This is a genomic window from Vibrio rhodolitus (assembly GCF_003350325.1).
GTDB lineage: Bacteria > Pseudomonadota > Gammaproteobacteria > Enterobacterales > Vibrionaceae > Vibrio > Vibrio rhodolitus.
Genome location: NZ_QLYZ01000035.1, coordinates 1 through 15,527 on the forward strand (window position 1 = coordinate 1; position 15,527 = coordinate 15,527).

14 protein-coding genes and 16 tRNA genes are annotated in these 15,527 nt (G+C 46.4%); 8 read left to right on the forward strand and 22 right to left on the reverse strand.

Annotated elements, in window-relative coordinates:
* Positions 1-15: 15 nt before the first annotated feature.
* The 21 genes from DPF93_RS20590 to lolB all read right to left on the reverse strand — a co-directional run bounded on the left by DPF93_RS20590 (position 16) and on the right by lolB (position 6,685).
* Positions 16-90, reverse strand: a tRNA-Gln gene (locus DPF93_RS20590).
* 44 nt (positions 91-134) lie between these two features.
* A tRNA-Leu gene (locus tag DPF93_RS20595) sits at positions 135-219 on the reverse strand.
* Positions 220-344: 125 nt separating this feature from the next.
* Positions 345-419: transfer RNA gene (locus DPF93_RS20600), tRNA-Gln, on the reverse strand.
* A 30-nt stretch (positions 420-449) separates the two neighbouring features.
* Positions 450-534 (reverse strand) — tRNA-Leu (locus DPF93_RS20605).
* Positions 535-660: 126 nt separating this feature from the next.
* Positions 661-735, reverse strand: a tRNA-Gln gene (locus tag DPF93_RS20610).
* Positions 736-766: 31 nt separating this feature from the next.
* Positions 767-851, reverse strand: a tRNA-Leu gene (locus DPF93_RS20615).
* A gap of 27 nt (positions 852-878) precedes the next feature.
* Positions 879-963: transfer RNA gene (locus tag DPF93_RS20620), tRNA-Leu, on the reverse strand.
* A 52-nt stretch (positions 964-1,015) separates the two neighbouring features.
* Positions 1,016-1,092 (reverse strand) — tRNA-Met (locus tag DPF93_RS20625).
* A gap of 19 nt (positions 1,093-1,111) precedes the next feature.
* A tRNA-Leu gene (locus tag DPF93_RS20630) sits at positions 1,112-1,196 on the reverse strand.
* A gap of 67 nt (positions 1,197-1,263) precedes the next feature.
* Positions 1,264-1,338, reverse strand: a tRNA-Gln gene (locus tag DPF93_RS20635).
* Between the two features lie 30 nt (positions 1,339-1,368).
* Positions 1,369-1,453 (reverse strand) — tRNA-Leu (locus tag DPF93_RS20640).
* 27 nt (positions 1,454-1,480) lie between these two features.
* Positions 1,481-1,565: transfer RNA gene (locus tag DPF93_RS20645), tRNA-Leu, on the reverse strand.
* Between the two features lie 72 nt (positions 1,566-1,637).
* Positions 1,638-1,714: transfer RNA gene (locus tag DPF93_RS20650), tRNA-Met, on the reverse strand.
* Between the two features lie 78 nt (positions 1,715-1,792).
* Positions 1,793-1,867: transfer RNA gene (locus DPF93_RS20655), tRNA-Gln, on the reverse strand.
* A 31-nt stretch (positions 1,868-1,898) separates the two neighbouring features.
* Positions 1,899-1,983 (reverse strand) — tRNA-Leu (locus DPF93_RS20660).
* Between the two features lie 37 nt (positions 1,984-2,020).
* A tRNA-Met gene (locus tag DPF93_RS20665) sits at positions 2,021-2,097 on the reverse strand.
* A gap of 286 nt (positions 2,098-2,383) precedes the next feature.
* On the reverse strand, positions 2,384-3,475 hold the full coding sequence (gene ychF / locus DPF93_RS20670; RefSeq protein WP_114767887.1) for a redox-regulated ATPase YchF: 1,092 nt from the start codon (positions 3,473-3,475) through the stop codon (positions 2,384-2,386).
* 10 nt (positions 3,476-3,485) lie between these two features.
* On the reverse strand, positions 3,486-4,076 hold the full coding sequence (pth, locus tag DPF93_RS20675; RefSeq protein ID WP_114767888.1) for an aminoacyl-tRNA hydrolase: 591 nt from the start codon (positions 4,074-4,076) through the stop codon (positions 3,486-3,488).
* 145 nt (positions 4,077-4,221) lie between these two features.
* Complete coding sequence (locus DPF93_RS20680; RefSeq protein ID WP_114767889.1) at positions 4,222-5,166, reverse strand: ribose-phosphate pyrophosphokinase; 945 nt, start codon at positions 5,164-5,166, stop codon at positions 4,222-4,224.
* Between the two features lie 29 nt (positions 5,167-5,195).
* Positions 5,196-6,068 (reverse strand): 4-(cytidine 5'-diphospho)-2-C-methyl-D-erythritol kinase, encoded by an 873-nt coding sequence (gene ispE / locus DPF93_RS20685; RefSeq protein ID WP_114767899.1) that lies wholly within the window; start codon positions 6,066-6,068, stop codon positions 5,196-5,198.
* On the reverse strand, positions 6,068-6,685 hold the full coding sequence (lolB, locus tag DPF93_RS20690) for a lipoprotein insertase outer membrane protein LolB (protein ID WP_114767890.1): 618 nt from the start codon (positions 6,683-6,685) through the stop codon (positions 6,068-6,070). Before lolB ends, ispE begins: the two co-directional genes overlap by 1 nt.
* A gap of 277 nt (positions 6,686-6,962) precedes the next feature.
* On the opposite strand from lolB, the gene hemA reads away from it, so the two are divergent.
* The 8 genes from hemA (at position 6,963) to ybaK (ending at position 14,972) form a co-directional block, all read left to right on the forward strand.
* Positions 6,963-8,222 (forward strand): glutamyl-tRNA reductase, encoded by a 1,260-nt coding sequence (hemA, locus tag DPF93_RS20695; protein ID WP_114767891.1) that lies wholly within the window; start codon positions 6,963-6,965, stop codon positions 8,220-8,222.
* 21 nt (positions 8,223-8,243) lie between these two features.
* Positions 8,244-9,332: a peptide chain release factor 1 gene (prfA, locus tag DPF93_RS20700; protein ID WP_114767892.1), complete on the forward strand. Its 1,089-nt coding sequence runs from the start codon at positions 8,244-8,246 to the stop codon at positions 9,330-9,332.
* A 4-nt stretch (positions 9,333-9,336) separates the two neighbouring features.
* A complete protein-coding gene (gene prmC, locus DPF93_RS20705) occupies positions 9,337-10,191 on the forward strand; it encodes a peptide chain release factor N(5)-glutamine methyltransferase (RefSeq protein WP_114767893.1) in 855 nt (284 codons plus the stop codon).
* 16 nt (positions 10,192-10,207) lie between these two features.
* Positions 10,208-10,588: a SirB2 family protein gene (locus DPF93_RS20710; protein ID WP_114767894.1), complete on the forward strand. Its 381-nt coding sequence runs from the start codon at positions 10,208-10,210 to the stop codon at positions 10,586-10,588.
* Positions 10,589-10,602: 14 nt separating this feature from the next.
* Positions 10,603-11,412 (forward strand): SirB1 family protein, encoded by an 810-nt coding sequence (locus DPF93_RS20715; protein WP_114767895.1) that lies wholly within the window; start codon positions 10,603-10,605, stop codon positions 11,410-11,412.
* A 43-nt stretch (positions 11,413-11,455) separates the two neighbouring features.
* Positions 11,456-12,307 (forward strand): 3-deoxy-8-phosphooctulonate synthase, encoded by an 852-nt coding sequence (gene kdsA, locus DPF93_RS20720; protein ID WP_114767896.1) that lies wholly within the window; start codon positions 11,456-11,458, stop codon positions 12,305-12,307.
* Between the two features lie 376 nt (positions 12,308-12,683).
* A complete protein-coding gene (gene ushA / locus DPF93_RS20725) occupies positions 12,684-14,345 on the forward strand; it encodes a bifunctional UDP-sugar hydrolase/5'-nucleotidase UshA (protein ID WP_114767897.1) in 1,662 nt (553 codons plus the stop codon).
* A 153-nt stretch (positions 14,346-14,498) separates the two neighbouring features.
* The gene (gene ybaK, locus DPF93_RS20730) at positions 14,499-14,972 is read left to right on the forward strand and encodes a Cys-tRNA(Pro) deacylase (RefSeq protein WP_114767898.1); all 474 of its coding nucleotides are present in this window, start codon (positions 14,499-14,501) and stop codon (positions 14,970-14,972) included.
* Between the two features lie 417 nt (positions 14,973-15,389).
* On the opposite strand, the gene DPF93_RS20735 is transcribed toward ybaK, so the two are convergent.
* Positions 15,390-15,527 (reverse strand): integrase core domain-containing protein (locus DPF93_RS20735; protein WP_164675409.1); only part of this gene is annotated, 138 nt, incomplete at its 5' end.

Below are 15,527 nucleotides of genomic sequence, written 5' to 3' on the forward strand. Positions count from 1 at the left end.
TGAACCTATAAATAATGGCAGGTCTACCTGGATTCGAACCAGGGAATGGCGGCATCAAAAGCCGCTGCCTTACCGCTTGGCGATAGACCTACAGGTGCTCAATAAAGAGGCTTATATTCTTATTTTAGAAAGAATGGTGCGGAAAGAGAGACTTGAACTCTCACACCTTGCGGCGCCAGAACCTAAATCTGGTGCGTCTACCAATTCCGCCATTTCCGCATRTTATGTATTCAYAYCRCTAAYTGGTAAAAGCCATATGAAGTTGTAKTGGCAGGYTACTTAGAACCGAGCCAGGGACAATAGATTAGGCATCAAAAAATGTTATCCACTGAACCTATAAATAGTGGCAGGTCTACCTGGATTCGAACCAGGGAATGGCGGCATCAAAAGCCGCTGCCTTACCGCTTGGCGATAGACCTGCAGATGATAATCTGAAGATTATCGAATAATGGTGCGGAAAGAGAGACTTGAACTCTCACACCTTGCGGCGCCAGAACCTAAATCTGGTGCGTCTACCAATTCCGCCATTTCCGCATATTATGTATTCATACCGCTAATTGGTAAAAGCCATATGAAGTTGTAATGGCAGGCTACTTAGAGCCGAACCAGGGACAATAGATGAGGCATCAAAAAGATGTTATCCACTGAACCTATAAATAATGGCAGGTCTACCTGGATTCGAACCAGGGAATGGCGGCATCAAAAGCCGCTGCCTTACCGCTTGGCGATAGACCTGCAGGGTATAGTCGTCTTGACTATCAAATTATGGTGCGGAAGAAGAGACTTGAACTCTTACACCTTGCGGCGCCAGAACCTAAATCTGGTGCGTCTACCAATTCCGCCACTTCCGCATAATTTGTTTGTAGGTTACTTCAAGATGGTGCGGAAAGAGAGACTTGAACTCTCACACCTTGCGGCGCCAGAACCTAAATCTGGTGCGTCTACCAATTCCGCCATTTCCGCGTCTTGAATCTCTACGTAACTGTCAGTTGAAAGATCAACTAGCAGTTGAATATGGTGGCTACGACGGGATTCGAACCTGTGACCCCATCATTATGAGTGATGTGCTCTAACCAGCTGAGCTACGTAGCCGTTTTACTTTTCAGTAATATGGTGCGGAAAGAGAGACTTGAACTCTCACACCTTGCGGCGCCAGAACCTAAATCTGGTGCGTCTACCAATTCCGCCATTTCCGCATCTTTTTTAATTGCTGATGTAATTGGTAAAACATCAACGATATTACCTATATTTCAAGGTGAATAATGGCAGGTCTACCTGGATTCGAACCAGGGAATGGCGGCATCAAAAGCCGCTGCCTTACCGCTTGGCGATAGACCTGCAGGGCATAGTCGTTAGACTATCAAATTATGGTGCGGAAGAAGAGACTTGAACTCTTACACCTTGCGGCGCCAGAACCTAAATCTGGTGCGTCTACCAATTCCGCCACTTCCGCATAATTTGTTTGTAGATTACTTCAAGATGGTGCGGAAAGAGAGACTTGAACTCTCACACCTTGCGGCGCCAGAACCTAAATCTGGTGCGTCTACCAATTCCGCCATTTCCGCATCTTGAATCTACATAACTGATAGTTAATTGGTAAAAACTAACAGTTGAAACTTTTCTTTCAAAAGAAAGAATGGTGGCTACGACGGGATTCGAACCTGTGACCCCATCATTATGAGTGATGTGCTCTAACCAGCTGAGCTACGTAGCCATCTTGTGAGCGAGACAATATAAACCTTCGCGCTCTTAGTGACAACCCCTTTTTTAAAAAGGTTTCCACTTTAATTAGTGGCAGGTCTACCTGGATTCGAACCAGGGAATGGCGGCATCAAAAGCCGCTGCCTTACCGCTTGGCGATAGACCTGCAGGCGATAGTCATAAAGACTATCAAAACATGGTGCGGAAAGAGAGACTTGAACTCTCACACCTTGCGGCGCCAGAACCTAAATCTGGTGCGTCTACCAATTCCGCCATTTCCGCATCTATTCCTAATTGCTCTATAAAGAACATTTAGGAATGGTGGCTACGACGGGATTCGAACCTGTGACCCCATCATTATGAGTGATGTGCTCTAACCAGCTGAGCTACGTAGCCATTACCATGTTGTTTTTCGTTCCTTTCCGATTCATCGCTGTCTCGCTGGGAACGGGGCGCATTATGCGTATCTAAGCGAGAACCGTCAACAGTTTTTTTGAAGAAATTTGGATAAATGAATCGTTCGATTCCTTTTTAAACAAAGAGGCGCGTTAGTGATCGAAAAGTGCTAATAAAATGACTGCATCCTAATAACTTAAATGGTTGCGATATTTGCTCCAATAAAAAAGCCAGCTTTTCAGCTGGCTTTTAAAGTCAATAACTTGCACAAAAAATAGGCAGTTAATTATACGTTGAAGCGGAAGTGAACCACATCACCATCTTTTACGATGTACTCTTTACCTTCAAGACGCCATTTACCTGCATCTTTAGCACCACTTTCACCGTTGTATTGGATGAAGTCGTCGTAGCCAACAACTTCAGCACGGATAAAGCCTTTTTCAAAGTCAGTGTGGATCTTACCCGCAGCTTTAGGCGCTGTTGCACCCACAGGGATAGTCCATGCACGCACTTCTTTAACACCCGCTGTAAAGTAAGTGTGTAGGCTTAGTAGTTCGTAACCTGCGCGGATTACGCGGTTTAGGCCTGGTTCTTCGATGCCCATGTCTGCAAGGAACTCTTCGCGCTCGTCATCTTCAAGCTCAGCCATTTCTGACTCGATAGCCGCACATACAGGCACAACAACGTTGTTCTCTTTTGCTGCGAACTCACGAACTGCGTCTAGGTATGGGTTATTCTCAAAACCATCTTCGTTGACGTTAGCGATGTACATGGTTGGCTTAAGCGTTAGGAAGTTTAGGTAACCTACTGCCGCTAGCTCTTCTTTAGATAGAGCAACAGTACGTGCAGAACCACCTTCAGTTAGCACTGGTAGCAGCTTTTCAAGTACAGCCAGTTCAAACTTAGCGTCTTTGTCGCCGCCTTTTGCTTTTTTAGCGTTACGTTGAATTGCACGCTCACAAGAGTCTAAGTCAGCAAGAGCAAGTTCAAGGTTGATCACTTCGATATCTTCGATTGGTGATACTTTACCCGCAACGTGAATGATGTTTTCGTTTTCAAAACAGCGAACAACGTGACCAATTGCGTCAGTTTCACGGATGTTAGCTAGGAATTTGTTACCTAGACCTTCACCACGAGATGCACCTGCAACTAGACCTGCGATGTCTACGAATTCCATCGTAGTTGGCAGTACGCGCTGAGGGTTCACAATTTTTGCCAACGCATCTAGACGTAGGTCTGGCACTGGAACCACACCAGTGTTTGGTTCGATAGTACAGAACGGGAAGTTTGCTGCTTCGATACCCGCTTTAGTTAGTGCATTGAACAGAGTTGACTTACCAACGTTTGGTAGACCAACGATGCCACATTTAAAACCCATGATTGTAACCTTATTCAGCTTTGAACGTGTGTAAGCGGTTTTGTGCTTTGCTTAGGCCATCTTTGAGTAAGATGTCGAGACAGCGTACAGCTTCATCTGCTGCCGCTTCGAGTTGCTCATGCTCTTTGGCAGGAGCCTTGCCTAGCACATAACCAGCCACTTTATCTTTGTGTCCCGGATGACCAATGCCAATGCGGAGACGATAAAACTCTTTGTTATTGCCTAATTTGCTAATGGTGTCACGTAAACCATTGTGACCACCATGACCGCCGCCTTTTTTAAATTTAGCGACACCAGGAGGTAAGTCTAGCTCGTCATGAGCGACCATAATTTCTTCTGGTTTAATTTGGTAGAACTTTGCTAGCGCCGCAACGGCTTTGCCAGATAGGTTCATAAAAGTGGTAGGGATCAATAGGCGCAGATCCTCACCATTTACCATGATACGTCCAGTAAGACCAAAGAACTTTGGCTCATTCTTTAGCGTAACGTTATGAACGCGAGCTAACTCCTCCACAACCCAAGCGCCCGCATTATGGCGAGTCTTAGCGTATTCAGGGCCAGGGTTAGCTAGTCCAACAAGAAGTTTGATCTGTTGAGTCAAGGTTAGGATCTCTCTGGAATCTCAAAAAGCGCAGTATAATAGCACACAAAAACGCTCTCGGGCGAGAGTGGGCGTTTTTGCCAAATACAGCAATAAAAAAACACCCCTAAATAGGGGTGTTTTCAATTCGGTCTAATCGTTTAGATTAGTTGAACATTGCAGAGATAGACTCTTCGTTGCTGATGCGACGAATCGCTTCTGCAAGCATGCGAGATAGGCTAAGTGTAGTTACTTTACCTGTCGCTTCCATCTCTTTAGACAGAGTGATTGAGTCAGTTACGATCACTTGGTCTAGTACAGAATTCTTAATGTTGTCAGCAGCGTTGCCTGAGAATACAGCGTGAGTCGCGTAAGCAAATACACGTTTCGCTCCGCGCTCTTTTAGCGCTTCAGCAGCTTTACATAGTGTGCCACCAGTATCGATCATGTCATCAACGATCACACAGTCACGACCTTCAACGTCACCGATAAGGTTCATAACTTCAGACACGTTTGCACGTGGACGACGTTTGTCAACGATCGCGATGTCGATGTCGCCTAGTGCTTTAGCTGTTGCACGAGCACGTACAACACCACCTAGGTCTGGAGATACAACAACTGGGTTTTCTAGACCACGAGCTTGCATATCTTCAAGCAGTACCGGAGTACCGAAGATGTTGTCTACAGGTACATCGAAGAAGCCTTGAATTTGCTCAGCGTGTAGGTCGATAGTTAGAACGCGGTCAACACCTACGTTCGACAGGAAGTCTGCCACTACTTTAGCGGTAATAGGCACACGAGAAGAACGTACACGACGGTCTTGGCGAGCGTAGCCAAAGTAAGGGATTACTGCTGTAATACGGCCCGCAGAAGCGCGGCGCATTGCATCAATCATCACGACAAGTTCCATTAGGTTGTCGTTAGTTGGTGCACAAGTAGATTGGATGATGAATACATCACTACCACGTACGTTTTCGTTAATTTGCACAGCAACTTCGCCGTCAGAGAAACGAGAAACAGTGGCGTCACCAAGTGAGATGTAAAGACGATCAGCAATACGTTGGGCTAGTTCAGGTGTTGCGTTACCAGCAAATAGCTTCATATCAGGCACGGTGGAAACCTCAGGTTTGCGTCCAGTTTTTAAATAGATGATTTGTGGGCTAAACGGTATTTAGCCAGTGTCTGGTATAGGGGGGAAACGTTGTTTCCTTTTGCCACAAATGCCGACACGTTGTCAGATAATTGCTCGAATGCATTTTGTGCATCGTTTTCGCTCGAAAATTCAGCAAAAACGCACGATCCAGTACCCGTCAATCTCGACGGCGCGTATTGTAGCAGCCATGAAAGTTGCTTATCAACCTCTGGATAAAGCATTCTCACAATTTTTTCGCAATCGTTTCCGTAATCGCTGTCTAAAAGCAGTGATAGCGGGCGTTTTGGCGTGTTACGGGTTAACTGTGGATGTGTAAAAATTTCTACCGTAGCGATACTTACGTTTGGTCGTACGACCAAATACCATTTTTCTTCTGGGCTAACCTTGACGATCTCTTCACCAACGCCTTCGGCAAATGCCGCATGACCACGGACAAATACCGGCACATCGGCGCCAAGTTTTAGACCAATCTCTGCCAGTTGGTCTTCACTGCAACCGGTTTGCCACAAATGGTTTAGCGCTACTAAAACCGTTGCTGCATTAGATGAACCGCCGCCAATCCCGCCGCCCATCGGCAAAATTTTGTTGAGTTCGATATCGGCGCCAAACGAACAGTTGGTGAAAGCTTGCAGCGCAGTCGCCGCCCGCCAAATCAAATTATCCTCAAGCGCGACACCTGGAATATCAGGCGTTAAGGTAATCTTGCCGCTGTCATTGGCAGTAATGGTAAGGTCGTCACAGTGATCGACAAATTGAAACAGGGTTTGTAACTCGTGGTAGCCGTTGTCACGACGCCCAGTAATGTAAAGAAAAAGATTAAGTTTGGCAGGTGAAGGCCAATGAGTGGTTTCACGAATCATTACTTCAAAGTCCACTTTGTGATCACCAAATTGATGGTGGTGTCATTTTGTTTTAATTTAAGCTTATGCGGCACAGGCAAATCTGAGCCTAAAAATGGTACGTCTTGATAGCTTGAGTAGATAAGCTGCCAAGTTTGTCCGTTTATCTTCTTGGTCAGTGTTGCCAATGTTTGGGTTTCATTAACAGTGAAGTCATCTGCGTTGGTTGGTTTACCCAATAGCCAGTCATTCAATTGTTCGACCGGTAGGTTAAGCCCTGTCAAGCGTGCAATAAGGCGATCGGCGCTGATGTCGCTGTAGGTTTCGTCTTCGTAAGTTTCGACTGTCGCAACCGTAGGGGTGATCTTCAGATTTAACACGGTTTGACCGAGAAAGGTGCTTAAGCGCAGTTGCTGTTGTTGTGGAGTGTTCTGCCAATAGAAACTCAAAGACTCTCTTTGCTCAGGTGAGATGTAACCGAGCTTGCCTGACGCATTGTAGTTGGAAATAAGCGCCAATCGCTGCTGATGAGTTTGCCACTCAACACTGGTGTAGCTGTCTTGAATCGAGCTACAGCCTGCAAGAAGGGCGAAGGAAATTACCAAAGCGGCAAGTTTTATGAGTCGTCGCGAGAACATAGTGGATGCAATTCCTATAACAGCCAAATTTCTGAACGCATACTATAGCATTGAAAAGTCTTGTTACCTTGTTAGAAAAAGGAAAATAGCCACTTTGTTGGCTGATTCAATCTATCTATCTGAAAATTAGGGTACAATCGACGTTTTCGCTGCTTTTAAACCCGGATAAATTGGCATAAAGAGAAAACAGTTGAGCGATCCCCTTTTATTCATGGGGGGCATCAAGTAAAATTCCGTCCCTGTTTTCACCCAATCAGAACCAGAGAACACACAGTACATGTCATTGCTTGCTATCGGTATCAATCATAATACGGCTTCAGTAGAACTTCGCGAAAAAGTCGCGTTTGGGCCGGACAAGCTACCGCTAGCATTACAGCAACTCTCTGAAAGCCCTCACATTAGTGGCGGGGTAATCGTCTCTACTTGTAACCGCACCGAAGTGTATTGCGACGTGAAACCGTCGAGCAAAAACAAGGTGATCGACTGGCTTGCCCAGTTCCATCAAGTGAGCGCTGAAGAGTTAAAACCCAGTATTTATGTGCATGAAGAACAAGCGGCGATCCGTCATTTAATGCGCGTTGCCTGTGGTTTGGACTCGCTTGTTTTGGGTGAACCACAAATTTTAGGTCAGGTGAAACAAGCATTTGCTGATTCACGTGGCGGTCATGCAGTGAATGCAGCAATGGAAAAATGGTTTCAAAAGACGTTTTCGGTGGCAAAACGTGTTCGTACTGAGACCGATATCGGTGGCAATGCCGTTTCTGTTGCGTATGCCGCATGTACCTTGGCTAAGCACATCTTCGAATCACTCCAAGAGTCAACTGTGCTGCTCGTCGGGGCAGGAGAGACCATCGAGTTAGTTGCTAAACATCTTGCTTCCAATGGTTGTACTAAGATGATCGTGGCGAACCGTACCAAAGAGCGCGCTTTGTCATTGGCAGAGCAATTTGGCGCGGAAGTGATCAGCTTGCCCGAAATTCCTGAGCATTTGGCACGGGCGGATATTGTGATCAGTTCAACCGCTAGTCCACTGCCGATTATTGGTAAAGGTATGGTGGAAACGGCGCTTAAGCATCGCCGCTATCAACCTATGCTGTTAGTGGATATTGCTGTTCCTCGTGATATTGAATCACAGGTAGGAGAGTTGGATGATGCCTACCTTTACTCGGTCGATGATCTGCAGTCGATTATTGATAGCAATATAGAACAACGCAAAGTCGAAGCGATTCAAGCTGAGGCTATTGTGAGTGAAGAAAGCGCGGCATTTATGACCTGGTTGCGTTCACTGCAAGGTGTCGACAGCATTCGTGAATATCGACAAACCGCTAACGAGATCCGTGAAGATCTGTTAAGTAAAAGTATCCAAGCTCTTGCTGCTGGAGGCGATCCTGAAAAAGTGTTGTTGGAGTTAAGTAATAAACTGACCAACAAGCTCATTCATGCGCCAACTCGCGCATTACAAACTGCGGCAGAGCAAGGTGAGCCGGCAAAGCTTGCCATTATTAGACAAAGTTTGGGTCTTGAAGACTCGCTATAACTAGAACCCTGAGTTAATTATATGAAAGCCTCTATTCTTACTAAGCTAGAAACGCTAGTAGAACGTTACGAAGAAGTTCAACACCTGCTAGGTGATCCTGGTGTGATCGGTGACCAAGATAAATTCCGCGCATTATCTAAAGAGTATTCTCAGCTTGAAGAAGTGACTAAGTGCTTCCAAGGCTACCAGCAAGCGCAAGAAGACCTTCTTGCGGCTGAAGAGATGGCAAAAGAAGATGACGAAGAAATGCGTGAAATGGCGCAGGAAGAGATCAAAGACGCAAAAGAAGCGATTGAGCGCCTAGGTGATGAGCTACAAATCCTATTACTGCCAAAAGATCCAAACGATGACCGCAACTGTTTCCTAGAGATCCGTGCAGGTGCTGGTGGTGATGAAGCGGGTATCTTCGCTGGTAACCTATTCCGTATGTACTCTAAGTTTGCTGAGAAGAAAGGCTGGCGCATCGAAGTGATGAGCTGCAATGAATCAGAGCATGGCGGCTACAAAGAGATGATCGCTAAAGTAAGCGGTGATGGTGCTTACGGCGTACTGAAATTCGAGTCAGGCGGTCACCGCGTACAGCGCGTACCAGAAACTGAATCACAAGGTCGCGTACACACTTCTGCGTGTACAGTGGCTGTGATGGCTGAAATCCCAGAAGCGGATTTGCCAGAAATCAAAGCGGCTGATCTGAAAATCGATACATTCCGTGCATCTGGCGCGGGTGGTCAGCACGTTAACACCACGGATTCTGCAATCCGTATTACCCACTTACCAACTGGTACGGTAGTTGAGTGTCAGGACGAGCGTTCACAGCATAAAAACAAAGCGAAAGCGATGCAGGTTCTAGCTGCACGTATCGTGCAAGCTGAAGAAGCGCGTCGTGCGGCTGAGGTTTCTGACACCCGTCGTAACCTGCTAGGTTCGGGCGATCGCAGTGACCGTATCCGTACTTACAACTACCCGCAAGGTCGTGTATCTGATCACCGCATCAACTTAACCGTTTACCGTTTGAACGAAGTGATGGAAGGCGATCTAGCAAGCTTGATCGAGCCTGTGATTCAAGAACACCAAGCGGATCAGCTTGCCGCTCTAGCTGAGAATAACTAAGTTAATGTCGGCTACTAATAGTGTTGACAACACACTAAAGCGTGCCACGCAACAACTTCAAGAGAGCGGCAGTGATTCGCCGTCTCTTGATGCCGCTGTTTTGCTTTGTCATGCCTTAGACAAACCACGTTCATTTTTAATGACTTGGCCAGAGAAAGAGCTTTCAGCACAAGACCTTGCACCTTTTGACGCGTTACTGGCTCGCCGTTTAACGGGTGAGCCTGTGGCGTATATTGTTGGCGAGCGTGAGTTTTGGTCACTGCCGTTAGAGGTTTCTCCGACGACCTTGATTCCGCGCCCTGATACGGAACGTTTGGTCGAGCTTGCTTTAGATAAAGCCATGCTCATCGATGGTGATATTCTCGATCTAGGCACTGGCACCGGGGCAATTGCTTTAGCGCTCGCGTCAGAGCTGCCAAGTCGCCGCGTGGTGGGCATTGATTTAATGCCTGACGCACAGCAACTTGCCACGCGTAATGCACAGCGTCTTGCGATTGACAATACGCAGTTTTTCGCTGGCAGTTGGTTTGAGCCTCTTGAGGCTGGTACGCAGTTTGCAGTTATCGTTTCAAACCCACCTTATATTGAAGAAAATGATCCGCATTTGAGCCAAGGTGATGTGCGTTTTGAGCCGCTAAGTGCTTTGGTTGCCGCTGAGCAAGGTTTGGCGGATATTCGCCATATTACCGATAACGCGCGCCAATTCTTAAGCAATGATGGCTGGCTGCTGTTTGAACATGGTTATGATCAGGGCAGTGCCGTGCGCCAAATCTTTATCGATCTAGGTTACCAAGATGTCGAAACGTTCAAAGACTATGGGCACAATGACCGAGTGACACTAGGTCGCTATACCAAATAACAAAGAGAGCAATTAGATGTACGAAGGACTGAAGCATTTTCATTTACTCACTATCGCGTTAAGTGCGACATTATTGTCAGTGCGCTTTGCGCTGTTGTTGGCGAACTCTGAACTGCGCAACAATAAGTTTCTTAAAGTGTTCCCACACGTCAATGATACCTTGTTACTTGCCTCAGGGATCGCTTTGTCAGTGATCACTGGCTTTATTCCATTTACTGCCGCCGCGCCATGGCTAACCATGAAGATCACTTGTGTGTTGGCTTACATTGCCCTTGGTTTCTTTGCACTTAAACTGGCGAAAAACAACCTGCTGCGTATTTTCGCTTTCCTAGGTGCGCTGGGTTGGCTAGGGATTGCTGGCAAGATTGCGGTAACAAAAACACCTCTGTTGTTCTAAGTTGGTGAGATCGAATGCAAGAATTGTTTGATGAAGACTTTGATGCGCTGGAGTTAGCGGAAGGCGCCTTGGTGCTCAATCAGGCGATTGACCCTGAAACACAAGTTAGCTGGGCAAAAGCGGAGTTGCAGCGCCTACTGCAAGAAGCTGAATTGGCGTTAGTCCATGAACCGCACCCGCAACAGCGCTTCGATGCCTTCTTACGCCTTTTCTACCACGAGTGGGGATTCCAAGGTGACAAAGAGGCTTATTTTGATTCAGCCAATGCCTTTTTGGATAAAGTGCTTGAACGCCGTAAAGGGATTCCAGTCAGTCTAGGCGCGTTGCTACTCTTTTTTGGCAAGCAATTAGGCTTTCCGATTGAAGGCATGACTTTTCCTACCCAGTTTGTGGTTAAAATTTCTTGGCCGAATCATGCAGTGCAGTACGTCAATCCATTTAATGGCGAGTATGTGTCTGAACATACGCTACGTGCTTGGCTTGTGGGGCAGAAAGGGCCATTTGCCCAATTAAAGCCAAACCACCTTAAGTCGGCAGATCATCCGACCGTGATTGGGCGTTGGCTAGCGCTGATTAAAAGTGCCCTGCTGCGCGAAGAGCGCTATGCATTAGCACTGCGTTGCTCAGATTTAGCCTTAACCTTTTCGCCAGACGATCCCTATGAAATTCGCGATCGCGGCTTTATCTATCAGCAACTAGACTGTCATCAGATGGCCTTATCTGACTATCAGTACTTTATTGACCAGTGTCCGGAAGATCCGGCAGCTGAATTACTTAAAAATCAAGTTCGTGCCATGAGTGAAACTCAGGTGACGTTACACTAAGCTATAGCCTTTAGGCTGGCTAAGTTGAAATAGAGAGAAAAAGATGGAACAGAAAATCGTTCATGTTGGTGATATTCCTGTTGCTAACGACAAACCGTTTACCCTATTTGCTGGTATGAACGTATTAGAGTCTCGCGATCTAGCTATGCAGATCTGTGAGCATTACGTTGAAGTGACGCAGAAACTGGGTATTCCTTACGTATTTAAAGCGTCATTTGATAAAGCAAACCGCAGTTCTGTTCACTCGTACCGTGGTCCTGGTCTTGAAGAAGGCATGAAAATCTTCCAAGAGCTAAAAGACACATTTGGCGTAAAAATCATTACTGACGTTCACACTGAAGCACAAGCGCAGCCTGTTGCGGATGTGGTGGATGTGATTCAGCTTCCTGCATTCCTTGCTCGTCAAACAGACCTAGTTGAAGCGATGGCAAAAACTGGTGCGGTTATTAACGTTAAGAAACCTCAGTTTATGAGCCCAAGCCAAGTGGGTAACATCGTTGATAAATTTGCTGAGTGTGGCAATAACAACGTGATCCTATGTGAGCGCGGTTCATGCCATGGTTACGATAACTTAGTGGTTGATATGCTAGGCTTTGGCGTGATGAAAAAAGCGTCTAACGGCAGCCCAATCATTTTCGACGTAACGCACTCTCTGCAAATGCGTGACCCTTCAGGTGCAGCATCTGGTGGTCGCCGTGAACAAACCGTAGAGCTTGCGAAAGCAGGTTTGGCGACAGGTATTGCGGGTCTGTTTATCGAAGCGCACCCAAATCCTGATCAAGCGCGCTGTGATGGTCCATCGGCACTACCACTAGACAAACTTGAGCCGTTCCTAAAACAGATGAAAGATCTGGATGATTTGATCAAGAGCTTTGCGCATATTGATATTCGCTAATCACGAATCATCGCGATTTCTAAGGCTGCCAATGGCAGCCTTTTTTGTGCCTTAAAAAGCACTCTGGTGCGTCACTTACCCGCAACGGATTGGCGGTGCCTTAAGATAGGTTAATAGTAGGTAAGCAGTTAATCGTTTGCTTGTGATCATTTGTTCAATTGAATGTAAGTATCCGCTTTTGTTGCACTTTGTAGGCAAAATTATAGTGATCAATGTTGCATAAAATTGAAAACAAAATGTGCCTAACGAAGGCTTACTTTAAACTATGTCAAGTTTTGCTACCTGAACATATAACTGTGCTTGCAAGTACAAGCCCAATATAACCCTTATCTGGTAGCAAATGGCAGTGGTTCCTATTTAGTTCAAAGGTATGACTATGACGCAACGCCTTATCGTAAAAACAGCACTTAGTGCAGCAATTCTTGCAACCCTAGCAGGCTGTGCAACAACGGCACAGAATGAGTGGGAGAGTGATAAAACTTACAAGCTGACTGTTCTTCACACCAACGATCACCACGGTCGTTTCTGGGAAAACAAATACGGTGAGTATGGCATGGCAGCTCGCAAGACGTTGATTGATAACCTACGCGAAGAGATTCGTGCAGAAGGTGGCAGCGTGCTACTGCTTTCTGGTGGTGATATTAACACCGGTGTTCCAGAGTCAGATCTGCAAGACGCTGAGCCAGATTTCAAAGGCATGAGCAAAATTGGTTACGATGCAATGGCACTGGGTAACCACGAATTCGACAACCCGCTTGAAGTGCTAATGCAGCAAAAAGAGTGGGCGAACTTCCCAATGCTTTCAGCAAACATTTACGACAAGAAGACTGGTGAGCGTATGTTCCAGGCTTACCAAATGTTTGAAAAGCAAGGCATCAAGATCGCGGTTATTGGTCTAACGACTGAAGATACGCAAAAAATCGGTAACCCTGAATTTATCGGCGGTATTGAGTTCCGTGATCCAAAAGAAGAAGCGAAAAAGCTGATCGCTGAACTTAAAGAGACTGAAAAACCAGATCTAATCTTCGCAGTAACTCACATGGGTCACTACGAAAATGGCAACCGTGGCGTGAACGCTCCGGGTGATGTGGCTCTAGCGCGTTACCTAAATGAAGGTGACCTAGATATGATCGTTGGTGGTCACTCGCAAGAGCCTGTGTGTATGGAAGCACCAAACGTTATCAAGAAAAACTTCCAACCTTCTGATGAATGTAAGCCTGATATCCAAAATGGCACGCACATCGTACAAGCTTACGAGTGGGGTAAATACGTAGGTCGTGCGGATTTCGAATTCCGTAATGGTGAGCTAGAAATGGTGAGCTACGATCTTATCCCTGTTAACCTGAAGAAGAAAATCAAGGTTGATGGTGAGAGCAAACGCGTATTCATCGAAGATGAAATTGCTAAAGACCAAGCTATGGTTGAGTTCCTGCGTCCATTCCAAGAGAAAGGTCAAGATCAGCTAAATGTTAAGATCGCAGAAACTAACGGTAAGTTAGAAGGCGATCGTAACGTGGTTCGTTTCGAGCAAACTAACCTAGGTCGCTTGATTGCTACAGCACATATGGATCGCGCGAAAGCGGATTTCGCGGTAATGAACTCAGGCGGCGTGCGTGATTCGATTGAAGGTGGTGACGTTACTTATAAAGACGTACTGAAAGTTCAGCCTTTCGGTAACATCGTGACTTACATCGATATGTCAGGTAAAGAAGTCATCGACTACCTAAACGTAGTGGGTACTAAGCCTGTTGACTCTGGTGCTTACGCGCAGTTTGCTGGTGTTTCTATGACAGTAGAAAACGGCAAAGTGTCTGACGTTAAGATTGGCGGCGAAGCGATTGATCTAGAGAAGACTTACCGCTTCACAGTACCAAGCTACAACGCAGCTGGTGGTGACGGCTACCCGAAAGTATCGACTCACCCAGGTTACGTGAATACTGGCTTTGTTGATGCAGAAGTACTAAAAGAGTACCTACAAGAAAATAGCCCAGTAGATGTAAACGCGTTCGCACCTAAAGGTGAGATTGTTTACAAATAAGCGCTATTGACTGACAGTCGTAAATCGCATTAACTAGAGCGGCACCATTTGGTGCCGCTTTTCTATTTTATCACGACACTCATCACTATAAGTTATTGCTAGGCGTGCGTGCTCTTAGCAGTGGTTTATCCTGATCGGTGCTAGGACGATGTTATGACACCCGCAATTAATGCAGCGAAAAAGAAAAAAGTAACGCATAAAATACATCAATATGAACATGACCCAAGAGCGGAAAGTTACGGGCTTGAGGCAGCCGAAGCGCTAGGGCAAGATCCTAAGCAAGTGTTTAAGACGCTGCTTTTTTGCTTAAATGGTGAGCCCAAGAACCTTGCCGTGGCGGTATTACCCGTTGAGCACAAACTCAATCTTAAGCTGGCAGCAAAAGCCGCTAAGGCAAAAAAAGCAGAAATGGCGAATCCCGACATCGCGCAAAAGACTACTGGGTATGTGGTTGGTGGCATTAGTCCACTAGGGCAAAAGAAAGCGTTGCCCACGTTTATTCATAACAGTGCTGAAGGTTTATCAACCATGATGGTCAGCGCTGGACGCCGCGGTTTAGAAATCGAACTTGCCCCAAAAGATTTGGCAGAACTGACGCGCGGACAGTTTGTGGATTTGTGCCTTTAAGAGTGAGAGCTGAGAGTTGGGAACGCAAAACATCAAAGATGCCTTGCTTCGAGATGCGGGAACGTTCGGTTAACGCCTTACTTACGGAACGCTGCGCTTACGGACGTGGGAACGTTCGGCTAACGCCTTACTTACGGAACGCTGCGCTTATGGATGTGGGAATGTTCGGTTAACGCCTTACTTACGGAACGCTGCGCTTATGGATGTGGGAATGTTCGGCTAACGCCTTACTTACGGAACGCTGCGCTTATGGATGCGGGAATGTTCGGCTAACGCCTTACTTACGAACGCTGCGCTTACTGACGTGGGAACGTTCGGCTAATGCCTCACTTACGGAGCGCTGCGCTTATGGACTTGGGAATGCTTGACTACGCTCCACTTATCTGACCCGTCCTGATATGGGTTGACACTTTTTAGTTAAAACGCTCGGTGTACTTCATCGGGCGTTTTGTATTTTAGCGCTGTATGAGGCCTCATCTGATTATAGATTTCTACTGACTCAGCGACCATTTTTCTTGCTTGAGCTACATCTTTAGGCTTTCGCAAGAGATATTC

Bases quoted from the DNA above. Each gene is read 5' to 3' on its own strand.
- ychF (WP_114767887.1), bottom strand. From the start codon at position 3,475: ATGGGTTTTAAATGTGGCATCGTTGGTCTACCAAACGTTGGTAAGTCA.
- prfA (WP_114767892.1), top strand. From the start codon at position 8,244: ATGAAAGCCTCTATTCTTACTAAGCTAGAAACGCTAGTAGAACGTTAC.
- lolB (WP_114767890.1), bottom strand. From the start codon at position 6,685: ATGTTCTCGCGACGACTCATAAAACTTGCCGCTTTGGTAATTTCCTTC.
- ushA (WP_114767897.1), top strand. From the start codon at position 12,684: ATGACGCAACGCCTTATCGTAAAAACAGCACTTAGTGCAGCAATTCTT.
- ybaK (WP_114767898.1), top strand. From the start codon at position 14,499: ATGACACCCGCAATTAATGCAGCGAAAAAGAAAAAAGTAACGCATAAA.
- DPF93_RS20715 (WP_114767895.1), top strand. From the start codon at position 10,603: ATGCAAGAATTGTTTGATGAAGACTTTGATGCGCTGGAGTTAGCGGAA.
- hemA (WP_114767891.1), top strand. From the start codon at position 6,963: ATGTCATTGCTTGCTATCGGTATCAATCATAATACGGCTTCAGTAGAA.
- kdsA (WP_114767896.1), top strand. From the start codon at position 11,456: ATGGAACAGAAAATCGTTCATGTTGGTGATATTCCTGTTGCTAACGAC.
- ispE (WP_114767899.1), bottom strand. From the start codon at position 6,068: ATGATTCGTGAAACCACTCATTGGCCTTCACCTGCCAAACTTAATCTT.
- DPF93_RS20710 (WP_114767894.1), top strand. From the start codon at position 10,208: ATGTACGAAGGACTGAAGCATTTTCATTTACTCACTATCGCGTTAAGT.
- prmC (WP_114767893.1), top strand. From the start codon at position 9,337: ATGTCGGCTACTAATAGTGTTGACAACACACTAAAGCGTGCCACGCAA.